Here is a 19,855-nt window from a genome sequence, read left to right as displayed (position 1 = left end):
ATGCCGCCCATCGCATCCCGGGTCCCGTGGGGCGTGGTGCTGGGCCTGCTCGTGTCCGCGACGGCGCTGGCGCAGGACGCGCACTACACCACGCGCCAGTTCGGCAACCGGGCCTGGCTGCTGGGGGGCTCCTTCGTGGGCAACCCGAAGGACATCAGCGCCGTCTATTACAACCCCGGCGCGCTCGCGCTCCTGGGCGCGCCGGAGCTGGAGCTCACCGGCACCGTGTTCGAGTACGTGCGCCTGAACGTGAAGAACGGGCTGGGCGAGGGGAGGGGCCTGGCCGACTCGAACTTCGACGTGCTGCCGTCGTTGCTCGCGGGCTCGCTGCGCTTCGGGTTCCTGGGGAGGTCCCGGCTGGCCTATTCGCTGCTCACGCGCCAGGGCTTCTCCTACAACCTTCAGGCGCGCGGCACGCGGACGGGCACGGACCTGGCCGGCGTGCAGGGCCTGGACCTGCTGTCCACGGACGTGCGCCTGAATCAGTCCGTGACCGAGGTCTGGACGGGGCTCTCGTGGGCCCTGCCCGTCACCGAGCACCTGGGCCTGGGCGTGAGCCCGTTCGTCGCGATCCGGCACCACCAGCTGAACTTCCAGACGCTCGCCGAGGGCTCCGGTGTGGCCGGTCAGCGGCTGCTGGCGACGCTGGGCCGCGACCTGGAGCTCAACCACGTCCGCCTGTTGTTGAAGGTGGGCGCCAGCTACCAGCACGGCCCCTGGGCCCTGGGGGGCACCGTGACGACGCCGAGTCTGGCGGTCTGGGGCCGGGGCTCGGTGGGGTTCGAGCGCGCCGTGCAGTCCCAGGGCCTGGACACGAACGCGCCCGCGCCCGTGTTCAACTTCCAGGAGGGCCTGCCGGTGCACTTCCGCAACTCCTGGTCCGCGGCGCTCGGGGCCAGCCGGAGCTTCGGTCCGTCGACCACGGTGTACGCGTCCGCGGAGGGCTACGCGCGCGTCGCATCCCTCACCCTGGTGGCCACGGCGCCCATCGTGCCGCGCGGCTCCACGGAGTCCATCAACGGGGACTACGCCTTCGCGCTCAAGGCGGTGTTGAACGGAGCGCTGGGCGTCGAGCAGAAGCTGGGGGACCGGGTGCGGGTGTATCTGAGCGGGCACACGGACTTCAGCGCGTTGGCGGGGACGCCGGAGACGAACGCGCTGCTCGGGGGCTGGGACCTGTTCCACGTGGCCTCGGGCATCCACTTCCTCGTGGGCCGCTCGCGCTTCACGCTGGGCGGCAACGTGGCGTGGGGGAGCAAGCAGACCGAGCAGCTGTCGGACTCGCTCCAGCAGCTGGGCCTGTCCGCGCCCGCGCGCACCTATGACGTCCACTACCTGCAGGCCACCCTGCTCCTGGGCGCCAGCTTCTCCTTCGCGGACACGCGGACCTCCAGCGGCTCCTGCGAGGAACCCGCTGCCACCACGGAGTCTCCATGACGCGCGCTGAAGACACCGCGATGGACGAGGGGGAGGCCTCCGCCTTCCTGCTGGAGCTGGCGAAGGCGCTGCACCTGGCCTACCAGCCGTCGCTCCTGGTGGAGGAGCGCGTGCGGCGTGCGGCGAAGGCGTGGGGCCTGGACGTGGAGGTCTTCACGCTCCAGAGCCTGGCGATGACGGAGGTGGTGCTCCCGAAGCGCTCCCACGTGGTCTTCGCGCGGCTGCCGTTCAATCCCCACTGGAACCTGGGCCGGGCCTCGGCGCTGCTGCGGCTGGCGGACGCCATCCCGGAGGGCCGCCTGCGCCTGCCCGAAGCCCGCGCGGAGTTGGACCGCATCGAGGCCTCGCGCGCGCCCTACCCGGAGTGGCTCGTGTATGCGGCCTATGGGGTGTACGGCGCGGCGGTGACGGCGCGGGTGGGCGGGGCGTGGCTGGAGATGCTCGTGGCGTTCTTCGTGGGCGTCGTCGCGGGCGCCATCCACTTCGGCACGATGCACTCGCAGCGGGTGGACCTGCAGAAGAGCTTCCTCGCCGCGTTCCTCGGGTCGCTGGTGGCGTTCGGGTTCACGCTCTTCCTTCCGCCGTTCAACGCGGTGCGGGCGCTTTTCGGGGGGGCGACGTTGTTGGTGCCCGCGATGGTGGTGACGCTGGGCTCGCTGGAGCTGGCCCTGGAGTCGGTGGAGGCGGGCGTGCCCCGGCTGATGTACGGCCTCTTGCGCTTCGTGATGCTGGGCGTGGGCATCGCGGCGGCGGGGACGCTGTGGAGCCTCTTCTGGCCGCTGCCGCCGCATGCGGCGCCGCATGCGTTGCCGCCGCTCGTGACGTTCCTCCTGGTGGCGGTGGGGGGCGTGGCGCTGTCGGTGTGCATGGCGGGGCGGACGCGCGACGTGGGGTGGATCGTCGGCGGGGTGCTGCTCGCCTACGAGACGCAGGCGGTGACCAAGGCGCTCCTGGGGGAGCGGGGCAGCCCGATGGTGGCGGCGTTCGTGCTGGGAGTGGCGGGGCTGCTCTACGGGCGCGGGAAGGGCCGGATGCCGATGACGGTCATCATGCCCGGGATGTTGCAGCTGGCGCCGGGCTTCATCGGCACGGAGGCCATCGTCGCGCTGCTGGGCGTGGGGGGCGCGAACAACGCCCGGCTGTTCAACGTGCTGCTGGTGGCGCTCCAGCTGATGCTGGGGGTGGTGTTCGCCACGGTGGTGGTGCCGCCGCGCGTCCCCGTGGAGCGCGGTGCGTCCGCTCCTCCCGGATGAGCGTCAGCCTCGTCTCTTCGGGGCGCGGCCCGGCTCCTCCAGGACCATGACCCGTCTGCGGCGGAAGACCCGGCGCTCGAGCAGCCCCACCAGATGGCTGGTGAGGGCGATGGTCGGCGCGACCCAGGCGGCGCGCAGGGGGGCGCCCAGCGCGGCCTCGCATCCCACCGCCGCGGCGGTCCAGATGGATGCGGCCGTGGTGATGCCGAAGATGGCGCTCCCCTTCTTGAGGACGCTCGCGGCCCCGACGAAGCCGATGCCGGACGCGACCCCCTGGATGATGCGCAGCATCTCCGCGGGGGCGGCCAGCAGGTTCGCGGCGGAGGTGCAGAAGAGCGCGGCGCCCAGCGTCACCAGGTAGTGCGTCCGCACGCCACCTGGCCGCTTGCGATAGGGGAGGCCCAGGACCATGCCGGAGACCCCTGCCACCAGCAGCCGAACGAGCACGTCCCCCTCTCCGAGCGCCGCTGCCATCTCAGGCTCCTCGCCCGTACCCACGCCTCGAAGGTGTTCCTCCGTCCCTGCGGCCGCAATGCACCTTCAGGCAGGGACGCGAGAAGGTCAGAAGCCAATCGCCGGGAGCGGCGGCCAGGGCCCGCCGTCGAGCGCCTGCTCCAGTGCCTCCGCGTGGCGGCGAAGCAGGGAGTCCCCGGCAGCCTCCGGCCGCGCTGGCTCCGCCACGGCCAGGATGCGGCGGAGCCACCCGCGCGCCGCGTGCCGGTCCTCCGCCTCCCTCGCGCGCAGCGCCACGGCGGCGGCCAGGCGCAGGAGGCGGAGCACCACGGCGGGTTCGGCGGCGCCATAGCGGAGGATCTGGTCCGTGGCCAACGTCAGGAGGTCCCGCGGCGCGGGACCGCGCAGGAACACGCGCGGGGTCCCGGCGTCATCCGCGAGCACGCGAGGGCCCAGCTGCATCCGGCTCAGCTCGCACAGCAGGAAGGTCAGCTGGTCCACCGCCTCCACCGCGGTGTACGGGTCATTGATTCCCGGAGAGAGCGCCTTGATGGCCACGTCCACCAGCTGGCGCACCCCCAGGGCGATGTCCCGGTCCGCGTCCCGCCAGTGGTCCAGGTGGATGGTCTGCCACACGGGCCCGTCATGCGCTTCGCGCGTCTCCGCCTCCACCCAGCCCACGTCCTCTCCTTGAACGACCGGTTCACCCACGGCCCGCTCCAGGTGGACGACGAACCGGTTCGCTGTCGCCACCTCCAGCAGGGCCTTCGCGTCGACGCAGACGATGAAGCCGCTCCCTGGGGCACGCAGCGGGCGGGCCTGTCCCGCGTCGCGAGCATGGGAGGGAGGAGGGCCCCTGCTGTCTTCCGACCGGAGTCGCTCGAGCGTCCGCGCGGTGTCCAGCGTGTCCTGACGCACCTTCCGGATCAGGTTCTCCACCCGCATCAACTGGAGGGTCTGGAGCACCTGGAAGATGAGCGCGCCTTCACAGAGGACGAGCAGCAGCATGGCCAGCCCCAGCGCCGGGCGCGGTGCGCGCTCGACATCCGGGACGAAGCCGAAGGCCTGGGTCGCCACCAGGCAGAAGACGCTGGTGGCGACGAACACCGGGAGGACGATGCGGATGCCCGCGCTGTGGAGATACAGACGCAGCAGGCGCGGCGAATACTGCCCCGCCGCGCTCTGCACCACGAGCATGGACAGCGACAGCACGATGCTCAGCGACGTCAGCGCGACGCCCAGCACCGCCGACAGCATCGTCCGGGCCTCGGCGGCCGTGGCGTTCCAGCCCACCCCTCTCAGCACCCGGACCTCGAGCGGGGAGGGCATCACGAAGAGGAGGCCGAGGGCTGCTCCCAGGACGGCCCCCATGACGGGCGGAATCCACAGCCGGTGCCGCAGCCACCAACGGAGCGAGGGGCGATCCCGAGCTCTCATCCGCGTCACCCCCTCCCGCCTCCGTTCCCTCGCGCGTGCGGCTGCTCTCCAACGGCGCTACGGGCGCACGATGCAGCGGAAGCCGATGTGGCTGGCGCCGCTGTCCACGGCCTGGGGTGAGCGCGCCGCGGGCCGGTAGCGGCGGCAGTAGTTGGGCGCGCACAGGTGGCTGCCGCCCTTGAGGACGCGGCGCGGGATGGAGACGGCGGGAGTGGCGGGGTCCTGGCTGCCCTGCGCGGTGGCGGGGCCGCGCGGGTTGACGGGGATGCAGCAGGTCTTGCCGTGATGGCCCGGGTGGCGGTCCTGATACCAGTCGGTGGTCCATTCCCAGACGTTGCCGGCCATCTCGTGGAGGCCGTAGCCATTGGGAGGGAAGGTGCCGACAGGGCAGGTGCCCTCGTGGCCGTCCTCGCGCAGGTTCTGCCAGGGAAAGTAGCCCTGCCAGGTATTGGCCTGGTGTTCGCCGTTCGGCGTGAAGTCATTGCCCCAGCAGAACTCGTTGCGGTCCAGGCCTCCGCGCGCGGCGCGCTCCCATTCAGCCTCGGTGGGGAGCGTCTTCCCGGACCAGGTGGCGTAGGCCTCCGCGTCCTCGAAGGCGACGTGGACGACGGGGTGGTCCAGCCGGTGCTTCACGGAGGAGCGGCGGCCCTCCGGGTGCTTCCAGCAGGCGTCGGGGACATAGCCCCACCAGTGGGCCACGTTGCCCAGGTCCACGGGCCCCTGGGGCTTCTGGAAGACGAGCGAGCCGGGAACGAGCGACTCCGGCGTGGCGCCGGGGTAGTCCGAGGGATTGAGGGGACGCTGGGCGACGGTGACGTAGCCGGTGGCCTCGACGAAGCGGGCGAACTGTTCGTTCGTCACGGTGAAGCGGTCCATCCAGAAGCCGGAGACGGTGACCTGATGCGCGGGCGCCTCTTCGGGATAGTGATGGTCGGAGCCCATCCAGTACGTGCCACCGGGGATCCACACCATGTCTGGAAAGGGAGCGCGTCCGGGACGCGCGGCGGTTTCGGTGGGCCCCGCGTCAGGAGTGGCGTCGTGGCTGTCGTTCCGGTGCATGGCGTGATGCCTCCGGTGGAGAACATCCGGCCCGGCGCGGGGAATGACACTCGCACCTGGGACCGGGGTGGGTGTCGGGCAGTGGAGAGATGGCGGCTCCACCGCCCGGCGGAGCCGGCAGCTACTGATGGGACTGCTGGAAGCGGTGGATGAACTGCTCCACCTCGTTGGCCAGGGACATGACCTGGTCGCCGACGCTGGGCTCCTGCTTCTGCTTTCGCGCCTCCGCCATCTTCTGTTTCACGCGCTCCTTCAGCGGCCCGATGCTCAGGCTGCCCGGGGCCTGGCTGGGCGGGTAGTCGATGAGGCTCTCCGCGAACTGCTTCACCAGCATCTGCGCCGGGACGAACGTGAACATGCGCTCGCCGTACCAGGACGTGTACAGGCCGGAGTGGGGCCCATACTCGAACGGGTCCGAGCGCAGGTTGATGAGGTACGGCCACGCCGGGTTGAAGCGCTTGCCGCTGAACCACATGTCCGGGCCCTCGCCGTCCTGGTAGCTGAAGATGATCTTCCAGTTGTTGTAGCGGACCGCCGCGAGGTCGCCGCTGTCGAGCACGTAGACGAACTCGTGCCGGCGGCCCTCCTCCCTGCCCGACAGCAGCCCCCGTTGGTCATACCCGTCCAGGTAGACCCGGAAGGTCTTGCTCCCGACCTTGTAGCCGCGCTTGCACTTGTCCACCAGGTCCGTGGGGCCGCCCGCCGCCGCCACCAGCGTGGGCATCCAGTCCTCGTGCGCGAAGATGTCGTTGATGACGCGTCCAGGCTCCACCACGCCTGGCCAGCGCACCACGCACGGCACCCGCACGCCGCCCTCCCACGTGGAGCCCTTCTCCCCGCGGAACGGGCTGTTGCCGCCGTCCGGCCACCCCATCTTCTCCACGCCGTTGTCGGTGGAGAACACCACCACCGTGTTCTCCGCGATGCCCAGTTCATCCAGCTTCGCGAGCAGCACGCCGACGATGTCGTCCAGCTCCCGCATCGCGTCCGCATAGAGGCCGTAGCCCGTGGCGTTCTGGTACTTCTTCTGGAGGAACGTCCAGACGTGCGTGCGCGTGGTGTTGTGCCAGAGGAAGAACGGCTTGCCCTCGTTCACCGCGCGCTCCATGAAGTCCAGTGAGCCCTGGAGGAACTCGCCGTCCACCGTCTCCATGCGCTTCGTGGTGAGGGGGCCGGTGTCCTCGATGCGCTGCTTGCCCACCACGCCCCAGCGCTCGTCCTCGGTGGGGTCGTTGCGCGCGGTGGCCCAGCTGTGCAGCACGCCGCGCGGACCGAAGCGTTCCTTGAAGGCCGGGTCCTTGGGGTAGTCCGGGCACTCCGGCTCGTTCTCCGCGTTCAGGTGATAGAGGTTGCCGAAGAACTCGTCGAAGCCGTGCACGGTGGGCAGATAGGGATTCGAGTCGCCCAGGTGGTTCTTGCCGAACTGGCCACAGGTGTAGCCCAGCGGCTTGAGCATCTCCGCGATGGTGGGGTCGGAGTCCTGCAGGCCGTACTTCGCCCCGGGCATTCCGATGGTGGTGAGCCCCGTGCGAAGCGGGTTCATGCCGGTGATGAACGCCGCGCGGCCCGCGGTGCAGCTCTGCTGGCCGTAGCAGTCCGTCATCATCGCGCCTTCCTTCGCGATGCGGTCGATGTTGGGCGTGCGGTAGCCCATCATCCCCTGGTTGTAGGCGCTGATGTTCCAGAAGCCGATGTCATCTCCCCAGATGACCAGGATGTTGGGCTGCTGCTTCGCCTGCTTGCCGTGACCGTTGCCCGAGGGCTTCGCCTTGCTTGCCATTCGCAACCTCCTGGACACGAGGTGCGTCCAGGAGGAGGTACGGGCATCGTCCCGGAGGCGGGGAGGGACGGGCACTCATGGGGAAGCGCGTCCCCCAATCACGGGGAAGCGCTCGTAGGCCCGCCGGAGCGCTTCGATGTGCTCGGGGTTGTCGTAGTCGAGCGGGGCCTCCGTGAGCGGGACCACCCATCCGCCAGACGGGGTGCGCCGCGAGCGCGACAGCAGCGCCGCGTCGCGAGCCGGATCCGGGAACCCGATGACCCGTGCGGCGGCGTCCGACCAGTAGTTCAGCCACCCGAGGTGCTGGGGAATCTCTGGAGAAAGGAGGTGCTCCGTGAGCTTGAGTGCTGGCAGTCCACGCGGGGGGGAACCCGGCTTGCGTACCGGGTCCCGGACCTGCCGGGAGATTTCGACGGCCGCGTCGAATGGCGTCGCATGCCCCCAGTATCCGTTGGCCGCTTCCGCGATGTTCTCCATCAGGTCCAGAGCCACACCGGATGCCACCAGCGGAAGTTCAGCGTGGACTTCGAGCAACGCATGCCCCCCGGGCCCCAGGCTTCCAGGTGCGGCTACTCCGAAGAGCGTCACGGGGCGGCTCTCATCGTTGTTGCAGACAAGCTGAAAGCCACCCCCGCTCCGGGCCATGCCGAGCCATGTGTCTCGTTGGGCAATCCGAACGAGCTGCTGGGCATCGGAAACCGTCCACTCCAGGCGTGTGCCGGAAAGCGCACGTTCCACGCCAAGAACCATCTTCAGGGGGCGGCTGTCGGCACCTGTCATGGCAGGCGCATGGATGCGCACGGTCAGTGGGGTGTGCATGAAGGCCATTTCAGCACCACGTCATGAGAACGATGTTGAAGTCAGGCAGCAGTATCTCGAGGAGCTTCTTGTGGGCCTCGGTGCGGACACCTATCGCAAACTGGTAGCCGCAAGCTTCCGCGAGAGCGCGCTCACGTTTCGCCTCTTCGACCTGCTTCTGAAGCTCGGCTCGGCGAACGAACGGGCTGTAGCTCTCGATGTCGTTGGTCTTGACCTCCCACAGCGTGCGCGTCGCGCCTTGAAGCCCATCGAAGTTCTTGCCATCGACGAGTGCATCCCACCCGGAAAAGGTGTTCCGAGGAATCCGGTCGGCACATTGGTTATGCAGGGTGTTACCACCAAGATGTGGGACCCGGCGGGCCTTGCACTCCGGCCTCCGCCCACTCTCGGCGGGCTCGCCAGGCACGGGGGGAAACAAGTCCAGGCCTGACGGTTCCGGCTGGGGCTTTCGTTTCGCCATCGTCTCCCGAGGCGCTGTCCGCGTCCCAACCGTCGACGTCACCTCCCCTGGATACAGCTGGCGGAACTCATATGCGTCCAGCGCCTCCTTGATGGCAAAGCCGACCACCACCACGCCGACGACGATCACCGCGCCCACGGCGATTTCGGGCGCCGCCAGGATGCAGACGCCCAGCCCCAGGGCCGCCGCGTCCGCGGAGGCCACCGTGCACCGTCCCGAGGTGTCGTGAAACCGGACCCGGTCGGTATCCAGCGCCGGAAAGCAGCGCTCCACCACCACGGCCCAGGGTTCGGAAGCCTCCCGGACGACACACCGCCCTTCATCCGTCCAGGGCAGCTTCGCGGCCCGCTGGAGGTTGGCGATGCGTTGGGCCCTGCCCGACGAACTCGGCACCTGCGTCGAACCGGCACAAGCGGAGAGAAGGAGCAGAAGCGCGAGGGCGACTCGACGCTGCATGGCCACGGTCTTTCGAGGAAGGAAACCCTCGGACCATATCCGCCGTGGCACTCAATTCACGGGCCCCCGCGGGTCGTCCCCGGTCACTGGATGTGGCAGGTGCCGCGGCAGTTCACGCATCCGTGCGTCCGGGGCATCAGTCGGGGACGAACACGAACGTCTGCCCGCTCCATCCCTCCAGGCGAAGCCCGGCGCTCCGAGGTCGACATGCGTCATGGATGACGCTGGTCATGCGTGCTGCCGGCGCGGGAGGCTGCCGCGCATGATCACCATCAGTGCTTTCAAGTGGGTACCGCCGTTCGCGCAGGGCGTGGTCCGAGACCTCCGGGTGCGGTGGGCGCTGGAGGAGGCAGGCCTGCCCTACGAGGTGCGGCTCATCGGCCCGCAGGTTCAGAAGTCCGCGGAGTACCGCGCGCAGCAGCCCTTCGGGCAGGTGCCGGTGTACCAGGAGGAGGGCCTGACGCTCTTCGAGTCGGGCGCCATCGTGTTCCACATCGCATCGAAGAGCGAAGCGCTGCTGCCCCCGGACGATGCGGGCCGTGCGCGTGCGCTCACGTGGACGTTCGCGGCGCTGAACTCCATTGAAATCTACCTCCAGCAGCTCGCGGAAATCGACCTGTTCGTCCCGGAGGCCGAGTGGGCGAAGCTCCACCGGCCGGACGTGGTGGCGCGCATCCACCACCGCCTGGGGGAGCTGGCCACCTGGCTGGGCAACCGCGAGTTCCTGGAGGACCGCTTCACCGTGGGCGACCTGATGATGACCACGGTGCTGCGCCTCCTGCGGCACACGGATGTGCTCGACGCGCACCCCGCGCTCAAGGCCTACAAGGAACGCTGTGAGGCGCGGCCCGCGTTCCAGCGCGCACTGGCCGCGCAGATGGCTGCGTTCCAGCAGCACGAGCGGCGCGAGGCCTGAAACTCAACATTGCTTTAGCTGTATTCCATGTCAGACCGGCATTCTAGGGTGAGTGTGCAGCGGAGGCCTGGCGCCTCCGTCGCGCAGGTTTCCTTCCACACCGAGAGAACCGGATGACCTCTTCGCACTTCGCCTCCCGCCTGACGGGCGCGCTCGCCGGGCTGACCTTGTGCACCACCGCCTTCGCCGCGTCTCAGGCGCCGCTGCCCCGGGTCGCCGCCGACAAGCGGCTCCAGAGGGCGCTGCCGTCGGGCACGCCCGTGGAGCGCCTGGTGGTGAAGTTCCAGGAAGGCAGCCGCGTGCGCCTGCGCGGCGACACGCTGCGCCCGCTCGCGGCGGAGCGCTCCGAGTCCGAGCGCTCGCGGCTCGCCGGACAGGGCCTCTCCGAGGCCCGCCTCGCCAGTGACGTGAAGGCCGCGCAGGCCCTGCTGGAGCGCGCGCCCCGCGCCGCCGCGCTCCGCCGTCTCTTCACGGAGGACGAGTCCGCGCTGGCGCTCCGCAAGACCCTGGGCGAATCCGGGAGTGGCCGCCAGTTGGCGGACCTCGACCTCTACTACGAAGTCCCGCTCGTGCCCGGGACCACCGCGGAGCGCGTGGCGGAGGTCATCGCCTCGCTCAACGCGCTGGACAGCGTGGAGATCGCCTACGCGGAGCCTCCCGCCGAACCGGCGATGGTGAACTTCGGCATGGATGCCGCGCTGCGGAGCCTGCTCGCCGCCGCGGACATCGCGCCCACGACGCCGCTGTACGAAGGCAACCAGGGCTACCTCAACGCGGCTCCCAGCGGCGTGGACGCGCGCTATGCGTGGGGCGTGGCCGGCGGCAACGGCGCGGGCATCCGCTTCGTCGACATCGAGGGTGGCTGGCGCACCACCCACGAGGACATGCCGGACCTCTTCACGCAGCTGGGCGCGCAGTACAACGACTTGAGCTGGCGCAACCACGGCACCGCGGTGCTGGGCGAAATCGTGGGCACGGCCAACGGCTACGGCGTGACGGGCATCGCGCACGGCGCGACGGTGGGCGTGTCCGCGGCCTCGCAGGGCACCGCCGCGGCCATCGCCAACGCGGCGGCGGCCGTGGGGCGGGGCGGCGTCATCCTCATCGAGCTGCACGCCCAGGGCCCCGCGGACAGCACGCCCTGTACCTGCAACCAGAGCCAGTGCAACTACATCGCGATGGAGTACTGGCAGGCCAACTACGACGCCATCGCCACGGCCACCGCCAACGGCGTCACCGTGGTGGAGGCGGCGGGCAACGGCAGCGCCAACCTGGACGAGGCCGCGTACGGCGGCGCCTTCAACCGCAACGTGCGCGACTCGGGCGCCATCGTGGTGGGCGCCAGCACCGCCACCACGCGCGTGCCCATGTGCTGGACGAACTTCGGCTCGCGCGTGGACGTGCACGGCTGGGGTGAGAGCGTGGCGTCCATGGGCTACGGCGACCTCTTCGGCTTCGCGTACGGCGAGGACCAGTACTACACGGGCACCTTCAGCGGCACCTCTAGCGCGTCGCCCATCGTCACCGGCTCGGCGCTGAGCCTCCAGGGCGTGGCGCGTGCTCGCGGCTCGGGCGCGCTCGACCCCCGCTACGTGCGCGGCCTGCTGGCGTCCACGGGCACCGCGCAGGCGGCGGATGCGCGCAACATCGGCCGGTTGCCCAACCTGCGCCAGGCCATCCAGATGATGCCGGACATCGCCTGGTCCTCGTCCGGCCCCATGGCCGGCCGGTACTGCACCCAGGTGCACGAGGCGGCGGACCCCGACACCTGGAACGACAACTTCCTGTGCTCCACGGTGAACTACGGCTTCCAGTGGAGCAGCGCGGGCCCCATCGCGGGCATGAACTGCACGCGGATCTACGAAGACGCCGAGCCCGCCGAGCACACGTGGAATGACAACTACCTCTGCGTGCCCACCAACAGCCCGCTGCAGCTGTCGTGGTCGCAGTCCGGCCCCATCGCCGGAAAGCTCTGCACGCTCATCCACGAGGCCGCGGATCCCCACGCCTGGAACGACAACTACCTCTGCTACTGATGGAGGGGTGAAACCCGGACACGCCGTGGATGGCGCGGCGTGTCCGGTGGGGCTGCTGCCGCGCCCTCCTGGGAGTCCCTCCCAGGAGGGATGGAGCGCGCTGAGTACAACGGCATCCAGAACAAGGGCGGGTCCAAGGAGATGGACCGGTTCGGCAAGTGGCTGGAGGGCAAGGACCCGAAGACGCGCAAGAGCCACTCGGACGTCTACCGCGCGCAGTTCGACAACATCCATGCCACCGCATAGAAGGCCGCGGCTGAGATGAAGGCGAAGCAGGGCATCAAGTAGGCCCCTGGCCCCGCGCGCTGCTTCGCGCTAGGGAGGGTGGCTATGTCCACCGCCCTCCAGACCCGTCCCCGGAGTGAGCTGGCCTCCGGTCGCTTTGGCCAGACCCGCTACATGATCCGCCGCAAGTTCTTCAAGCTGTTCGGCGGCGCGTTCCACATCTACGACGAGGCAGGCAACGTCGCCTTCTACTCGAAGATGAAGGCCTTCAAGTTGAAGGAGGACCTGCGCATCTACAGCGGCGAGGACATGCAGGAGGAGCTGATCACCATCCAGGCGCGCAACATCCTGGACTTCGGCGCCACCTACGACGTCACCGACGCGGCCACGGGGGAGCGGGTGGGCGCGCTGCGCCGCAAGGCCCTGAGCTCCATCCTGCGCGACACCTGGCTCATCCTGGACGTGGACGGGCAGGAGGTGGGGAAGGTGGAGGAGGACAGCATGCTGCTGGCGCTCGTGCGGCGCTTCCTCACCAACCTCCTCCCGCAGACCTTCACCGGCACGCTGGGCAGCGAGCAGGTCTTCAGCTTCCGGCAGCACTTCAACCCGTTCATCCAGAAGATCGACCTGGACTTCTCCGTGGACACGCAGCGCCGGCTGGACCGGCGTCTGGGCATCGCCGCCGCGGTGCTCCTGTGCGCCATCGAGGGCCGCCAGTCCGGCGGGTAGGGTCGCGCACGTCACCCGGAGTGGCGCGCGCGGTACTCGCGGGGGACGCAGCCGAAGCGTGCGCGGAAGGCCCGGGCGAAGCGGCCCGGGTCCGTGAAGCCGCACTCGAGCGCGGTCTCCAGCACGGACGCGGCCTTGCCTCCGCGCAACTGCTCCGCCGCGCGCTCCAGCCGGTAGCCCTGGAGATACTGATAGGGGCTCTCGCCCATGCTGGCGCGGAAGGCGCGCAGGAAGGAGTAGCGGCACATGCCCGCGGCCTTCGCCAGGTCCTCGACGCGCAAGGCGTCCGCGTAGTCCACCGCGATGCGCTCCAGGGCCCGCTGGATCCGTGCATCCCTCTGCCGGTGCACAACCTCCGGCGAGTTCCCGCGCACGAGCCCGTAGAGCAGTGAGTCCACCAGCGCGCCCATGCCCGGGTCGCTGGCGGGCACTCCGCTTTCAAGCTCCTCCATCACCAGCCGGAGGTGCGCGGTGATGCGTGAAGCCGTGGGATGGACGGCGGAGCGCGCGGGTACGCTCGCTCGGGGCCCGAGTGCTCCGGCTGCTTCCTCCAACCACATCCCGGGCAACCAGAGTTGATGGAGGACCGCCGCTCGGGCCACCTGTTACGCCGAGACCGTGCCGCGGCCTGGCTCTATGTTCCAGGGCATGCAAGCCCCTTCCTCGCAGGCGCTCCAGGTTCCCGTGCTCATCATCGGCGGCGGCCTCGTCGGGTTGTCGACCGCGCTGTTCCTCGCCCACCAGGGCGTGCGGGCGCTGGTCATCGAGAAGCATCCGGGCACGTCACTCCATCCCCGCGCCCGGGGCTTTCATGTGCGCACCGTGGAGCTGTTGCGGTCCACCTGCGCGAGGGAGGAGGTGGAGCGGGCCGGGGCCGTTCCCGAGGGCACGGTCATCGGGCACCTGGTGGCCGTCACGCTCGCGGGGCCGGTGCACTCGTGGAGGACGCAGGCGGTGTCCTCGCAGCGGACGGACCTCAGCCCGTGCCCGTTCGTCTTCCTGGGGCAGGACCGGCTGGAGCCCATCCTCCTGGAGGCCGTGAGGCGCCAGGGCGTGGAGGTGCGCTTCCGGCATGAGCTCCAGGACTTCACCCAGGACGCGGAGGGCGTGCGGGCCACGGTGCTCGACCGCGAGACGGGGGCGGTGTCCACCGTGCAGGCGGCGTATCTCATTGGCGCGGACGGCGTGCGCAGCCCGGTGCGCGAGGCGCTGGGCATCGCCCGGCGCGGACGGGGCTCCTTCGGCCACAACATCTCCACGCTCTTCGAGGCCGACCTCTCACCGGTGCAGCGGGAGGTGCCGCTGGGCTTCGCGGTGATCACGCATCCGGAGGTGGGCGGCGTCATCGTGGCGTCGGACGTGAAGGACCGGTGGATCCACGCGACGCGGCTCGATGTATCCCGGGAGACGGCCGCGGACTTCACGGAGGCGCGCTGGACGCAGCGGCTGCGCACCGTCACGGGCATCCCCGACCTGAGGCCTACGCTCCATGGAACGTTCGTCTGGGAGGCGGCGGAGCGCGTCGCGGAGCGTTTCGGTGCAGGGCGTGTCTTCCTCGTGGGAGACGCCGCGCACCAGATGCCGCCCACGGGAGGTTTTGGCGCCAACACCGGCATCCACGACGCGGCGAACCTGGCCTGGAAGCTGGCCGCGGTGTTGAACGGCCACGCGGGCCCCGGCCTGCTCGAGACATACGATGCGGAGAGGAGGCCCGTGGCCGCCGCCACCGCGAACCAGGCCGCGTTGCTCGCTTTGAAGATGGAGGGGAAGGAACTTCCACCGGACGCGGAGTTCGTCGAGGACGACGCCATCACCCTCGGATATCGCTACGGGGACGGGCCGCCGTTGCCGAAGACCTTCGTGCCCACGGGCGAACCCGGCACGCGCGCGCCCCATGTGTGGTTGGAGAATCGCACGTCGACGCTGGACCTCTTCGGCAACGGTTTCGTCCTGCTCGCGGGAAGTGACGCGTGGAGCGCTGCGGGCCGGAGACTCACGGGGCGCATGCCGCTGCGGGTCCACGAGGTCCACGGCTGGCAGCACGCGTATGGAGTCGGGGACGTGGGCGCCTGTCTCGTGCGCCCGGACGGCATGGTGGCGGCGCGGTGGAGTGAACCTGTCGTGAACGCGGAGAGCGCCCTCAATGCCGAGCTGGAGAGCCTGCTGTCTCGGCTCCCCTGAGCCGCCATCAGCGCACGCTGGCCCAGTACGGCTTGAGCGCCTCGCGGCTCGTGGCCAGCGCCGCCCTCGCGTCCGCGTTCACGGTACCGGGCGCGAAGCTGTCGTCGCGTCCCGCGAGCACCTCGATGCACGCGTGCACGGAGTTCGACAGCCCCTCCAGCGAGTAGCCACCCTCCAGCACCAGCGCCAGCTTCCCGCCGGAGACCTCCTCCGCCAGCTTGCGCACCGCCGTGCACATCGCCGCGAAGCCGCGCTCGGTGACGTCCATGCCGCCAATCGGATCCGCGCGGTGCGGGTCGAACCCCGCGGACACCAGCACCAGGTCCGGCCGGTACGCCTGCGCCACCGGGAGCAGCAGCTCCTCGAAGATCATCCCGTAGTCCGCGTCCGTGTTGCCGCCGGGCAGGCCGCAGTTCACCGTGTAGCCCTGGCCCTCTCCGCGCCCCACCTCCGGCGCCGCGCCGCTGCCCGGGTAGTAGGGGAACTGGTGCACGGACTGGTAGAGCACGTCCCTGCGCCCCCAGAACGCCGCCTGCGTGCCGTTGCCGTGATGCACGTCCCAGTCGAGCACCAGCACGCGCTCGGCCCCCAGCCGCCGGCCGGCCTCCGCCGCGATGGCGACGTTGTTGTAGAGGCAGAAGCCCATGGCCCGGCCCGGCTCCGCGTGATGGCCCGGCGGACGCACCAGCGCGAACGCGTTCTTCGCCTGCCCCGCCATCACCGCCTCCACGGCCTGGACCGCCGCCCCCGCCGCCAGCCGTGCCGCGTCGATGCTGTCCGGCGACACCGCCGTGTCTTCGTCGATGCGCTCGAAGCGGCCGCCCAGTTGCTCCATCGCGTCCAGGTGCTCCCGGGTGTGCACCGCCAGGAGCTCCGCGTCCGTGGCCGAGCGCGGGTGGGTCATCACCGTGCCCGCGACGGGGTTTCGCGCCAGCACCTGGAGGATGCGCCGCAGCCGGGCGGGCGACTCCGGGTGGCCCTCACCGGCGTCATGCTGGAGGAAGAGCGGGTCGGTGAGCAGCAGCGTCGCGGTCATCCCCTGGACCTTACGCATCCAGCCCGCGGGAACCCAGCGTCCGTCCCTGGCGGGCGGAGAGGTCCGTTCCTTGCCCTGGACGGGCCACCCTCCCTACAGTGCGCGGGCCTTGCCATATCGCCTCAAGAAACCCGGTCTCCGGGGCATCCTCCTGGGTTCGTTCGGACTCGCGCTGGCCGTCATCCTGGGGACGCTCTACTTCGTCGTCCCCCGCCAGGTGGGCAACCACCTGAGGGAGCGCATGGCCCTGCACGCCCACGGCAAGGCCCAGGAGGTGAAGGCCCTGGTCGAAAAGCAGGCGAACACCCAGCCGGTCCCCAACCTGGACGGGCTCTACCTGCAGGATGACGACTTCAGCGTCGTGGCGGTGCTGGACGCCCAGGGGGTGCCCCGCGCCACCTTCCCCGCCCCCCCGCCCGCCTGGTTCCGCAAGGGCCTGGAGGAGCGCCTCCAGCAGCGGCCCCTCCCGCAGCTGGAAGAAATGGTTTTCGAGGATCGCGGCTGGGCGGTCTCCGAACCGGTTTCGCTCGCGGGCGGTGTGCCCGGCGAGGTCGTGGTGGTGGTGGACGGAGCCAGGCTGGAGGGCGTGCTCCAGGCGCTGCGCCAGACGGTGCTGCTGGCGTTCCTCGTGGGCCTGGTGCTCTTCCTCCTGGTGGCGTTCCTCATCTCGCGCGCGTTCATCCTCCATCCGCTGGACGCGATGATGTCCATGGCGCGCAAGCTGGCGGAGGCCGACCTCACCGGCCGCGTGGAGGTGCGCAACAACAAGGACGAGCTGGGGCAGCTGGCGGAGGCCCTGAACCGCATGGGGCAGTCCTGGCGCGACACGCTGGGCCGCGTGCGCGGCGTGTCCGACGTGGTGGCCGGCGTCATCGAGCAGATCCACCGCACCGGCACCACCGTGTCCTCCGGCGCGGGCACCGTGCAGGCCCGCGTGGAGGAGACGTCCTCCTCCATGGTGCAGATGATGGCCAGCCTGCGCGGCATCGCGGAGAACGTGGAGGTCCTCTACCAGAGCGCGGAGGAGAGCAGCTCCTCCATCATGGAGATGGCCGCCACCAACGACGAGGTGGCGGAGAACGTCCAGGCCATGGCCGCCAGCGTGGAGGAGACCACCAGCGCCATCGAGGAGATGACGTACTCCATCAAGGAGGTGGCCAAGAACATCGAGGACCTCTCCGCGTCCACGGAGGACACGTCCTCGGCCATCAGCCAGATGGACGCCGCCATCGGCCAGGTCGACGCCAACGCCAACGAGACGGCCCGCCTGTCCGAGCAGGTCTTCGAGGACGCGCAGACCGGCGTGGAGGCCCTGCGCAAGACGCTCTCCGGCATCGACCGCATCAAGGAGACCAGCCGCACCGCCGCGGGCGTCATCGACAGCCTGGGCCGGCGCATCAGCGAGATTGGCAACATCCTCAACGTCATCGACGACGTGGCGGAGCAGACGAACCTCCTGGCCCTCAACGCCGCCATCATCGCGGCGCAGGCGGGCGAGCACGGCAAGGGCTTCGCGGTGGTGGCGGAGGAGATCAAGGACCTGGCCGAGCGCACCGGCGCGTCCACCAAGGAGATCGCCGAGCTCATCCGCGGCGTGCAGGAGGAGAGCCGCAACGCCGTGGTGGTGATGAACCAGGGCGTCAAGAGCGTGGAGGAGGGCGTGCAGCTGGGCCGCGAGGCGGAAGGCGCCCTGCGGAAGATCAACGACAGCACCCAGAAGTCCACGCAGATGGTGAAGGCCATTGCCCGCGCCACCGTGGAGCAGGCGCGCGGCAGCAAGCAGGTGACGGCCGCCATCCACCGCATCTCCGCCACCGTGTCGATGATCTCCCAGGCCTCCAATGAACAGGCCCGGGGCGGCGAGCAGATCATGAAGAGCGCGGAGCGGATGAAGACGCTCACCCAGCACGTGCAGCGCTCCAGCCAGGAGCAGGCGCACGGCAGCAAGCAGATCACCCGCTCCATCGAAAGCATCAACGAGATGGTCACCCACCTGAACCGCGCCCAGAAGGAACAGACCAAGGGCAGCGAGCAGGTGCTCAAGGCGGTGGAGACCATCAAGGGCGTGTCCGAGCACCAGACGCGCTCGGTGCGCCAGTTGGAAGAGGCCATCGACAACCTCACGCGCCAGGCGGAGATCCTCCGGGCGGAGGTCCGCCGCTTCCGCGTCTGACGCCCAAGCCGTCCCCCGAAGGCCTCCATGCCCGAGTCGCCCGAATCCGCCGCCGCCTCCTCCCGTCCCGTCTCCGAGCGCGCCGTGGTGCTGCTCATCGGCGCGGTGCAGTTCGTCAACATCCTCGACTTCGTGATGGTGATGCCGCTGGGCCCGGACTTCGCGAAGGGGCTGGGCATCGAGTCCTCGCACATCGGGACCATTGGCGGCAGCTACACCGCCGCCGCGAGCGTGGCGGGGCTCCTGGGCGGCTACTTCCTGGACCGCTTCGACCGGCGCAAGGCGCTGGCCGTGTGCATGCTGGGGCTCGTCGCGGCCACCGCGGCGGGGGGCCTGGCGCTGGGGCTGTCCACGCTGCTGCTCGCGCGGGTGTGCGCGGGCATCTTCGGCGGGCCGGCGACGGCGCTGTCCCTGTCCATCATCGCGGACCTCATCCCGGTGGCGCGCCGGGGCCGGGCGCTGGGCGCGGTGATGGCGGCCTTCTCCGTGGCCTCCGTGGTGGGCGTGCCCCTGGCGCTGAAGGTGGCGGAGGCCGGCGGCTGGCGGCTGCCCTTCTTCGTGGTGGCGGCGCTGGGCCTGATGGTGGTGGGGGCCGCGCTGGGGTTCCTGCCGCCGGTGCGCGGGCACCTGAAGCCCGGGGGCGGCGCGGCGAAGGCCCCGGGCATGGGGGCGCTGCTCTCCCACCCCGACGTGCGGCTGTCCTACCTGATGACGGCGCTGGTGATGATGAGCAGCTTCATCGTCATCCCCAACATCTCCGCCTACCTCCAGCAGAACCTGGGCTACCCGCGCGACCGGCTGTGGATCATCTACTTCGCGGGCGGCCTCGTGAGCTTCGTCACCCTGCGGCTGACGGGGCCGCTGGTGGACCGCTTCGGCTCCTTCCGCGTGGGCACGGTGGGCGTGGTGCTGGCGGCCGTCACCACCTACGTGGGCTTCGTGGCGTACCCCGCGTGGCTGCCCATCCCCGCGCTGTTCATGGTCTTCATGCTGGCCATGGGCGTGCGCAACGTGGCGTACAACACGCTCACCTCGCGCGTGCCGGACAACCCGGTGCGCGCGCGCTTCATGTCGCTGCAGTCCGCCACCCAGCACATGGCCTCCGCGCTGGGGGCCTTCCTGTCGTCGCGCCTGCTGGTGGACCTGCCGGACGGGACGCTGGGCGGTATGGACACCATCGCCTGGGTGTCCATCGGGCTGGCGGCGGGGGTGCCCGTCATGTTGCGGGTGGTGGAGGGGCGGGTGCGCTCGCGTGAGCAGGCCCGGGCCCTGGCGGTCCCCCCGGCCCAGGGGCTGGCGGCGCCGCTGTCTGCGGAGGCCCAGCCCCACGGCTGATGGGGCAATGTGCCCCAGGCACGGCCGCCCGCCTCCCGGACGCATGGCCGGACGGACGCTGGATGGTCGC

General features: G+C 70.2%; 17 protein-coding genes. 9 read left to right on the top strand and 8 right to left on the bottom strand.

The window, feature by feature from the left end:
* A complete protein-coding gene (locus KYK13_RS31285) occupies positions 1–1,437 on the top strand; it encodes a hypothetical protein (protein WP_223637221.1) in 1,437 nt (478 codons plus the stop codon).
* Entirely contained in the window at positions 1,434–2,690 is a 1,257-nt protein-coding gene (locus tag KYK13_RS31280) for a threonine/serine exporter ThrE family protein (RefSeq protein ID WP_223637219.1), read from the top strand. Before KYK13_RS31285 ends, KYK13_RS31280 begins: the two co-directional genes overlap by 4 nt.
* Positions 2,691–2,693: 3 nt before the next feature.
* Here KYK13_RS31280 and KYK13_RS31275 read toward each other — a convergent pair whose 3' ends face one another.
* From KYK13_RS31275 to KYK13_RS31250, 6 genes are all read right to left on the bottom strand, one after another.
* Positions 2,694–3,164, bottom strand: coding sequence for an MgtC/SapB family protein (locus KYK13_RS31275; protein ID WP_223637217.1), 471 nt, complete (start codon positions 3,162–3,164; stop codon positions 2,694–2,696).
* Between the two features lie 87 nt (positions 3,165–3,251).
* Complete coding sequence (locus KYK13_RS31270) at positions 3,252–4,580, bottom strand: DUF2254 domain-containing protein (RefSeq protein ID WP_223637215.1); 1,329 nt, start codon at positions 4,578–4,580, stop codon at positions 3,252–3,254.
* Between the two features lie 57 nt (positions 4,581–4,637).
* Positions 4,638–5,639: a formylglycine-generating enzyme family protein gene (locus KYK13_RS31265; protein ID WP_223637213.1), complete on the bottom strand. Its 1,002-nt coding sequence runs from the start codon at positions 5,637–5,639 to the stop codon at positions 4,638–4,640.
* Between the two features lie 121 nt (positions 5,640–5,760).
* Positions 5,761–7,419: an arylsulfatase gene (locus KYK13_RS31260; RefSeq protein WP_223637210.1), complete on the bottom strand. Its 1,659-nt coding sequence runs from the start codon at positions 7,417–7,419 to the stop codon at positions 5,761–5,763.
* Positions 7,420–7,494: 75 nt separating this feature from the next.
* Complete coding sequence (locus KYK13_RS31255) at positions 7,495–8,247, bottom strand: DUF5953 family protein (protein ID WP_370645196.1); 753 nt, start codon at positions 8,245–8,247, stop codon at positions 7,495–7,497.
* A 1-nt stretch (position 8,248) separates the two neighbouring features.
* Entirely contained in the window at positions 8,249–9,154 is a 906-nt protein-coding gene (locus tag KYK13_RS31250) for a DUF6310 domain-containing protein (RefSeq protein WP_223637207.1), read from the bottom strand.
* Positions 9,155–9,416: 262 nt separating this feature from the next.
* On the opposite strand from KYK13_RS31250, the gene KYK13_RS31245 reads away from it, so the two are divergent.
* The 4 genes from KYK13_RS31245 (at position 9,417) to KYK13_RS31230 (ending at position 13,060) form a co-directional block, all read left to right on the top strand.
* Positions 9,417–10,070, top strand: coding sequence for a glutathione S-transferase family protein (locus KYK13_RS31245; RefSeq protein WP_223637204.1), 654 nt, complete (start codon positions 9,417–9,419; stop codon positions 10,068–10,070).
* Positions 10,071–10,183: 113 nt separating this feature from the next.
* Positions 10,184–12,106, top strand: a complete 1,923-nt coding sequence (locus KYK13_RS31240) for a S8 family peptidase (RefSeq protein ID WP_223637201.1) — start codon at positions 10,184–10,186, stop codon at positions 12,104–12,106.
* Positions 12,107–12,196: 90 nt separating this feature from the next.
* Positions 12,197–12,352, top strand: coding sequence for a hypothetical protein (locus tag KYK13_RS31235; RefSeq protein WP_223637198.1), 156 nt, complete (start codon positions 12,197–12,199; stop codon positions 12,350–12,352).
* A gap of 84 nt (positions 12,353–12,436) precedes the next feature.
* Positions 12,437–13,060, top strand: coding sequence for a hypothetical protein (locus tag KYK13_RS31230; RefSeq protein ID WP_223637187.1), 624 nt, complete (start codon positions 12,437–12,439; stop codon positions 13,058–13,060).
* 11 nt (positions 13,061–13,071) lie between these two features.
* Here KYK13_RS31230 and KYK13_RS31225 read toward each other — a convergent pair whose 3' ends face one another.
* Positions 13,072–13,491 (bottom strand): helix-turn-helix domain-containing protein, encoded by a 420-nt coding sequence (locus KYK13_RS31225; RefSeq protein WP_223637185.1) that lies wholly within the window; start codon positions 13,489–13,491, stop codon positions 13,072–13,074.
* A 217-nt stretch (positions 13,492–13,708) separates the two neighbouring features.
* Between KYK13_RS31225 and KYK13_RS31220 the strand changes: the two genes are divergently transcribed.
* Complete coding sequence (locus tag KYK13_RS31220; RefSeq protein WP_223637183.1) at positions 13,709–15,241, top strand: FAD-dependent oxidoreductase; 1,533 nt, start codon at positions 13,709–13,711, stop codon at positions 15,239–15,241.
* 7 nt (positions 15,242–15,248) lie between these two features.
* Here the strand turns inward: KYK13_RS31220 and KYK13_RS31215 are convergent, their stop codons facing one another.
* Positions 15,249–16,295, bottom strand: coding sequence for a histone deacetylase (locus KYK13_RS31215; protein ID WP_223637181.1), 1,047 nt, complete (start codon positions 16,293–16,295; stop codon positions 15,249–15,251).
* Between the two features lie 91 nt (positions 16,296–16,386).
* Here KYK13_RS31215 and KYK13_RS31210 point away from each other — a divergent pair, with 91 nt between their 5' ends.
* Together KYK13_RS31210 and KYK13_RS31205 are read left to right on the top strand one after the other, a co-directional pair.
* On the top strand, positions 16,387–18,450 hold the full coding sequence (locus tag KYK13_RS31210; RefSeq protein WP_223637178.1) for a methyl-accepting chemotaxis protein: 2,064 nt from the start codon (positions 16,387–16,389) through the stop codon (positions 18,448–18,450).
* 27 nt (positions 18,451–18,477) lie between these two features.
* A complete protein-coding gene (locus tag KYK13_RS31205; protein WP_223637176.1) occupies positions 18,478–19,785 on the top strand; it encodes an MFS transporter in 1,308 nt (435 codons plus the stop codon).
* The last annotated feature ends 70 nt before the right edge of the window (positions 19,786–19,855 follow it).

Source organism: Corallococcus sp. EGB (assembly GCF_019968905.1).
In the GTDB taxonomy this organism is placed as follows: Bacteria; Myxococcota; Myxococcia; order Myxococcales; family Myxococcaceae; genus Corallococcus.
The sequence above is the reverse complement of the archived record's forward strand: the minus strand, read 5'-3'. Positions and strand labels throughout refer to the sequence as shown.

Bases quoted from the DNA above. Each gene is read 5' to 3' on its own strand.
- KYK13_RS31285 (WP_223637221.1), top strand. From the start codon at position 1: ATGCCGCCCATCGCATCCCGGGTCCCGTGGGGCGTGGTGCTGGGCCTG.
- KYK13_RS31280 (WP_223637219.1), top strand. From the start codon at position 1,434: ATGACGCGCGCTGAAGACACCGCGATGGACGAGGGGGAGGCCTCCGCC.
- KYK13_RS31275 (WP_223637217.1), bottom strand. From the start codon at position 3,164: ATGGCAGCGGCGCTCGGAGAGGGGGACGTGCTCGTTCGGCTGCTGGTG.
- KYK13_RS31270 (WP_223637215.1), bottom strand. From the start codon at position 4,580: ATGAGAGCTCGGGATCGCCCCTCGCTCCGTTGGTGGCTGCGGCACCGG.
- KYK13_RS31265 (WP_223637213.1), bottom strand. From the start codon at position 5,639: ATGCACCGGAACGACAGCCACGACGCCACTCCTGACGCGGGGCCCACC.
- KYK13_RS31260 (WP_223637210.1), bottom strand. From the start codon at position 7,419: ATGGCAAGCAAGGCGAAGCCCTCGGGCAACGGTCACGGCAAGCAGGCG.
- KYK13_RS31255 (WP_370645196.1), bottom strand. From the start codon at position 8,247: ATGGCCTTCATGCACACCCCACTGACCGTGCGCATCCATGCGCCTGCC.
- KYK13_RS31250 (WP_223637207.1), bottom strand. From the start codon at position 9,154: ATGCAGCGTCGAGTCGCCCTCGCGCTTCTGCTCCTTCTCTCCGCTTGT.
- KYK13_RS31245 (WP_223637204.1), top strand. From the start codon at position 9,417: ATGATCACCATCAGTGCTTTCAAGTGGGTACCGCCGTTCGCGCAGGGC.
- KYK13_RS31240 (WP_223637201.1), top strand. From the start codon at position 10,184: ATGACCTCTTCGCACTTCGCCTCCCGCCTGACGGGCGCGCTCGCCGGG.
- KYK13_RS31235 (WP_223637198.1), top strand. From the start codon at position 12,197: ATGGAGCGCGCTGAGTACAACGGCATCCAGAACAAGGGCGGGTCCAAG.
- KYK13_RS31230 (WP_223637187.1), top strand. From the start codon at position 12,437: ATGTCCACCGCCCTCCAGACCCGTCCCCGGAGTGAGCTGGCCTCCGGT.
- KYK13_RS31220 (WP_223637183.1), top strand. From the start codon at position 13,709: ATGCAAGCCCCTTCCTCGCAGGCGCTCCAGGTTCCCGTGCTCATCATC.
- KYK13_RS31215 (WP_223637181.1), bottom strand. From the start codon at position 16,295: ATGCGTAAGGTCCAGGGGATGACCGCGACGCTGCTGCTCACCGACCCG.
- KYK13_RS31205 (WP_223637176.1), top strand. From the start codon at position 18,478: ATGCCCGAGTCGCCCGAATCCGCCGCCGCCTCCTCCCGTCCCGTCTCC.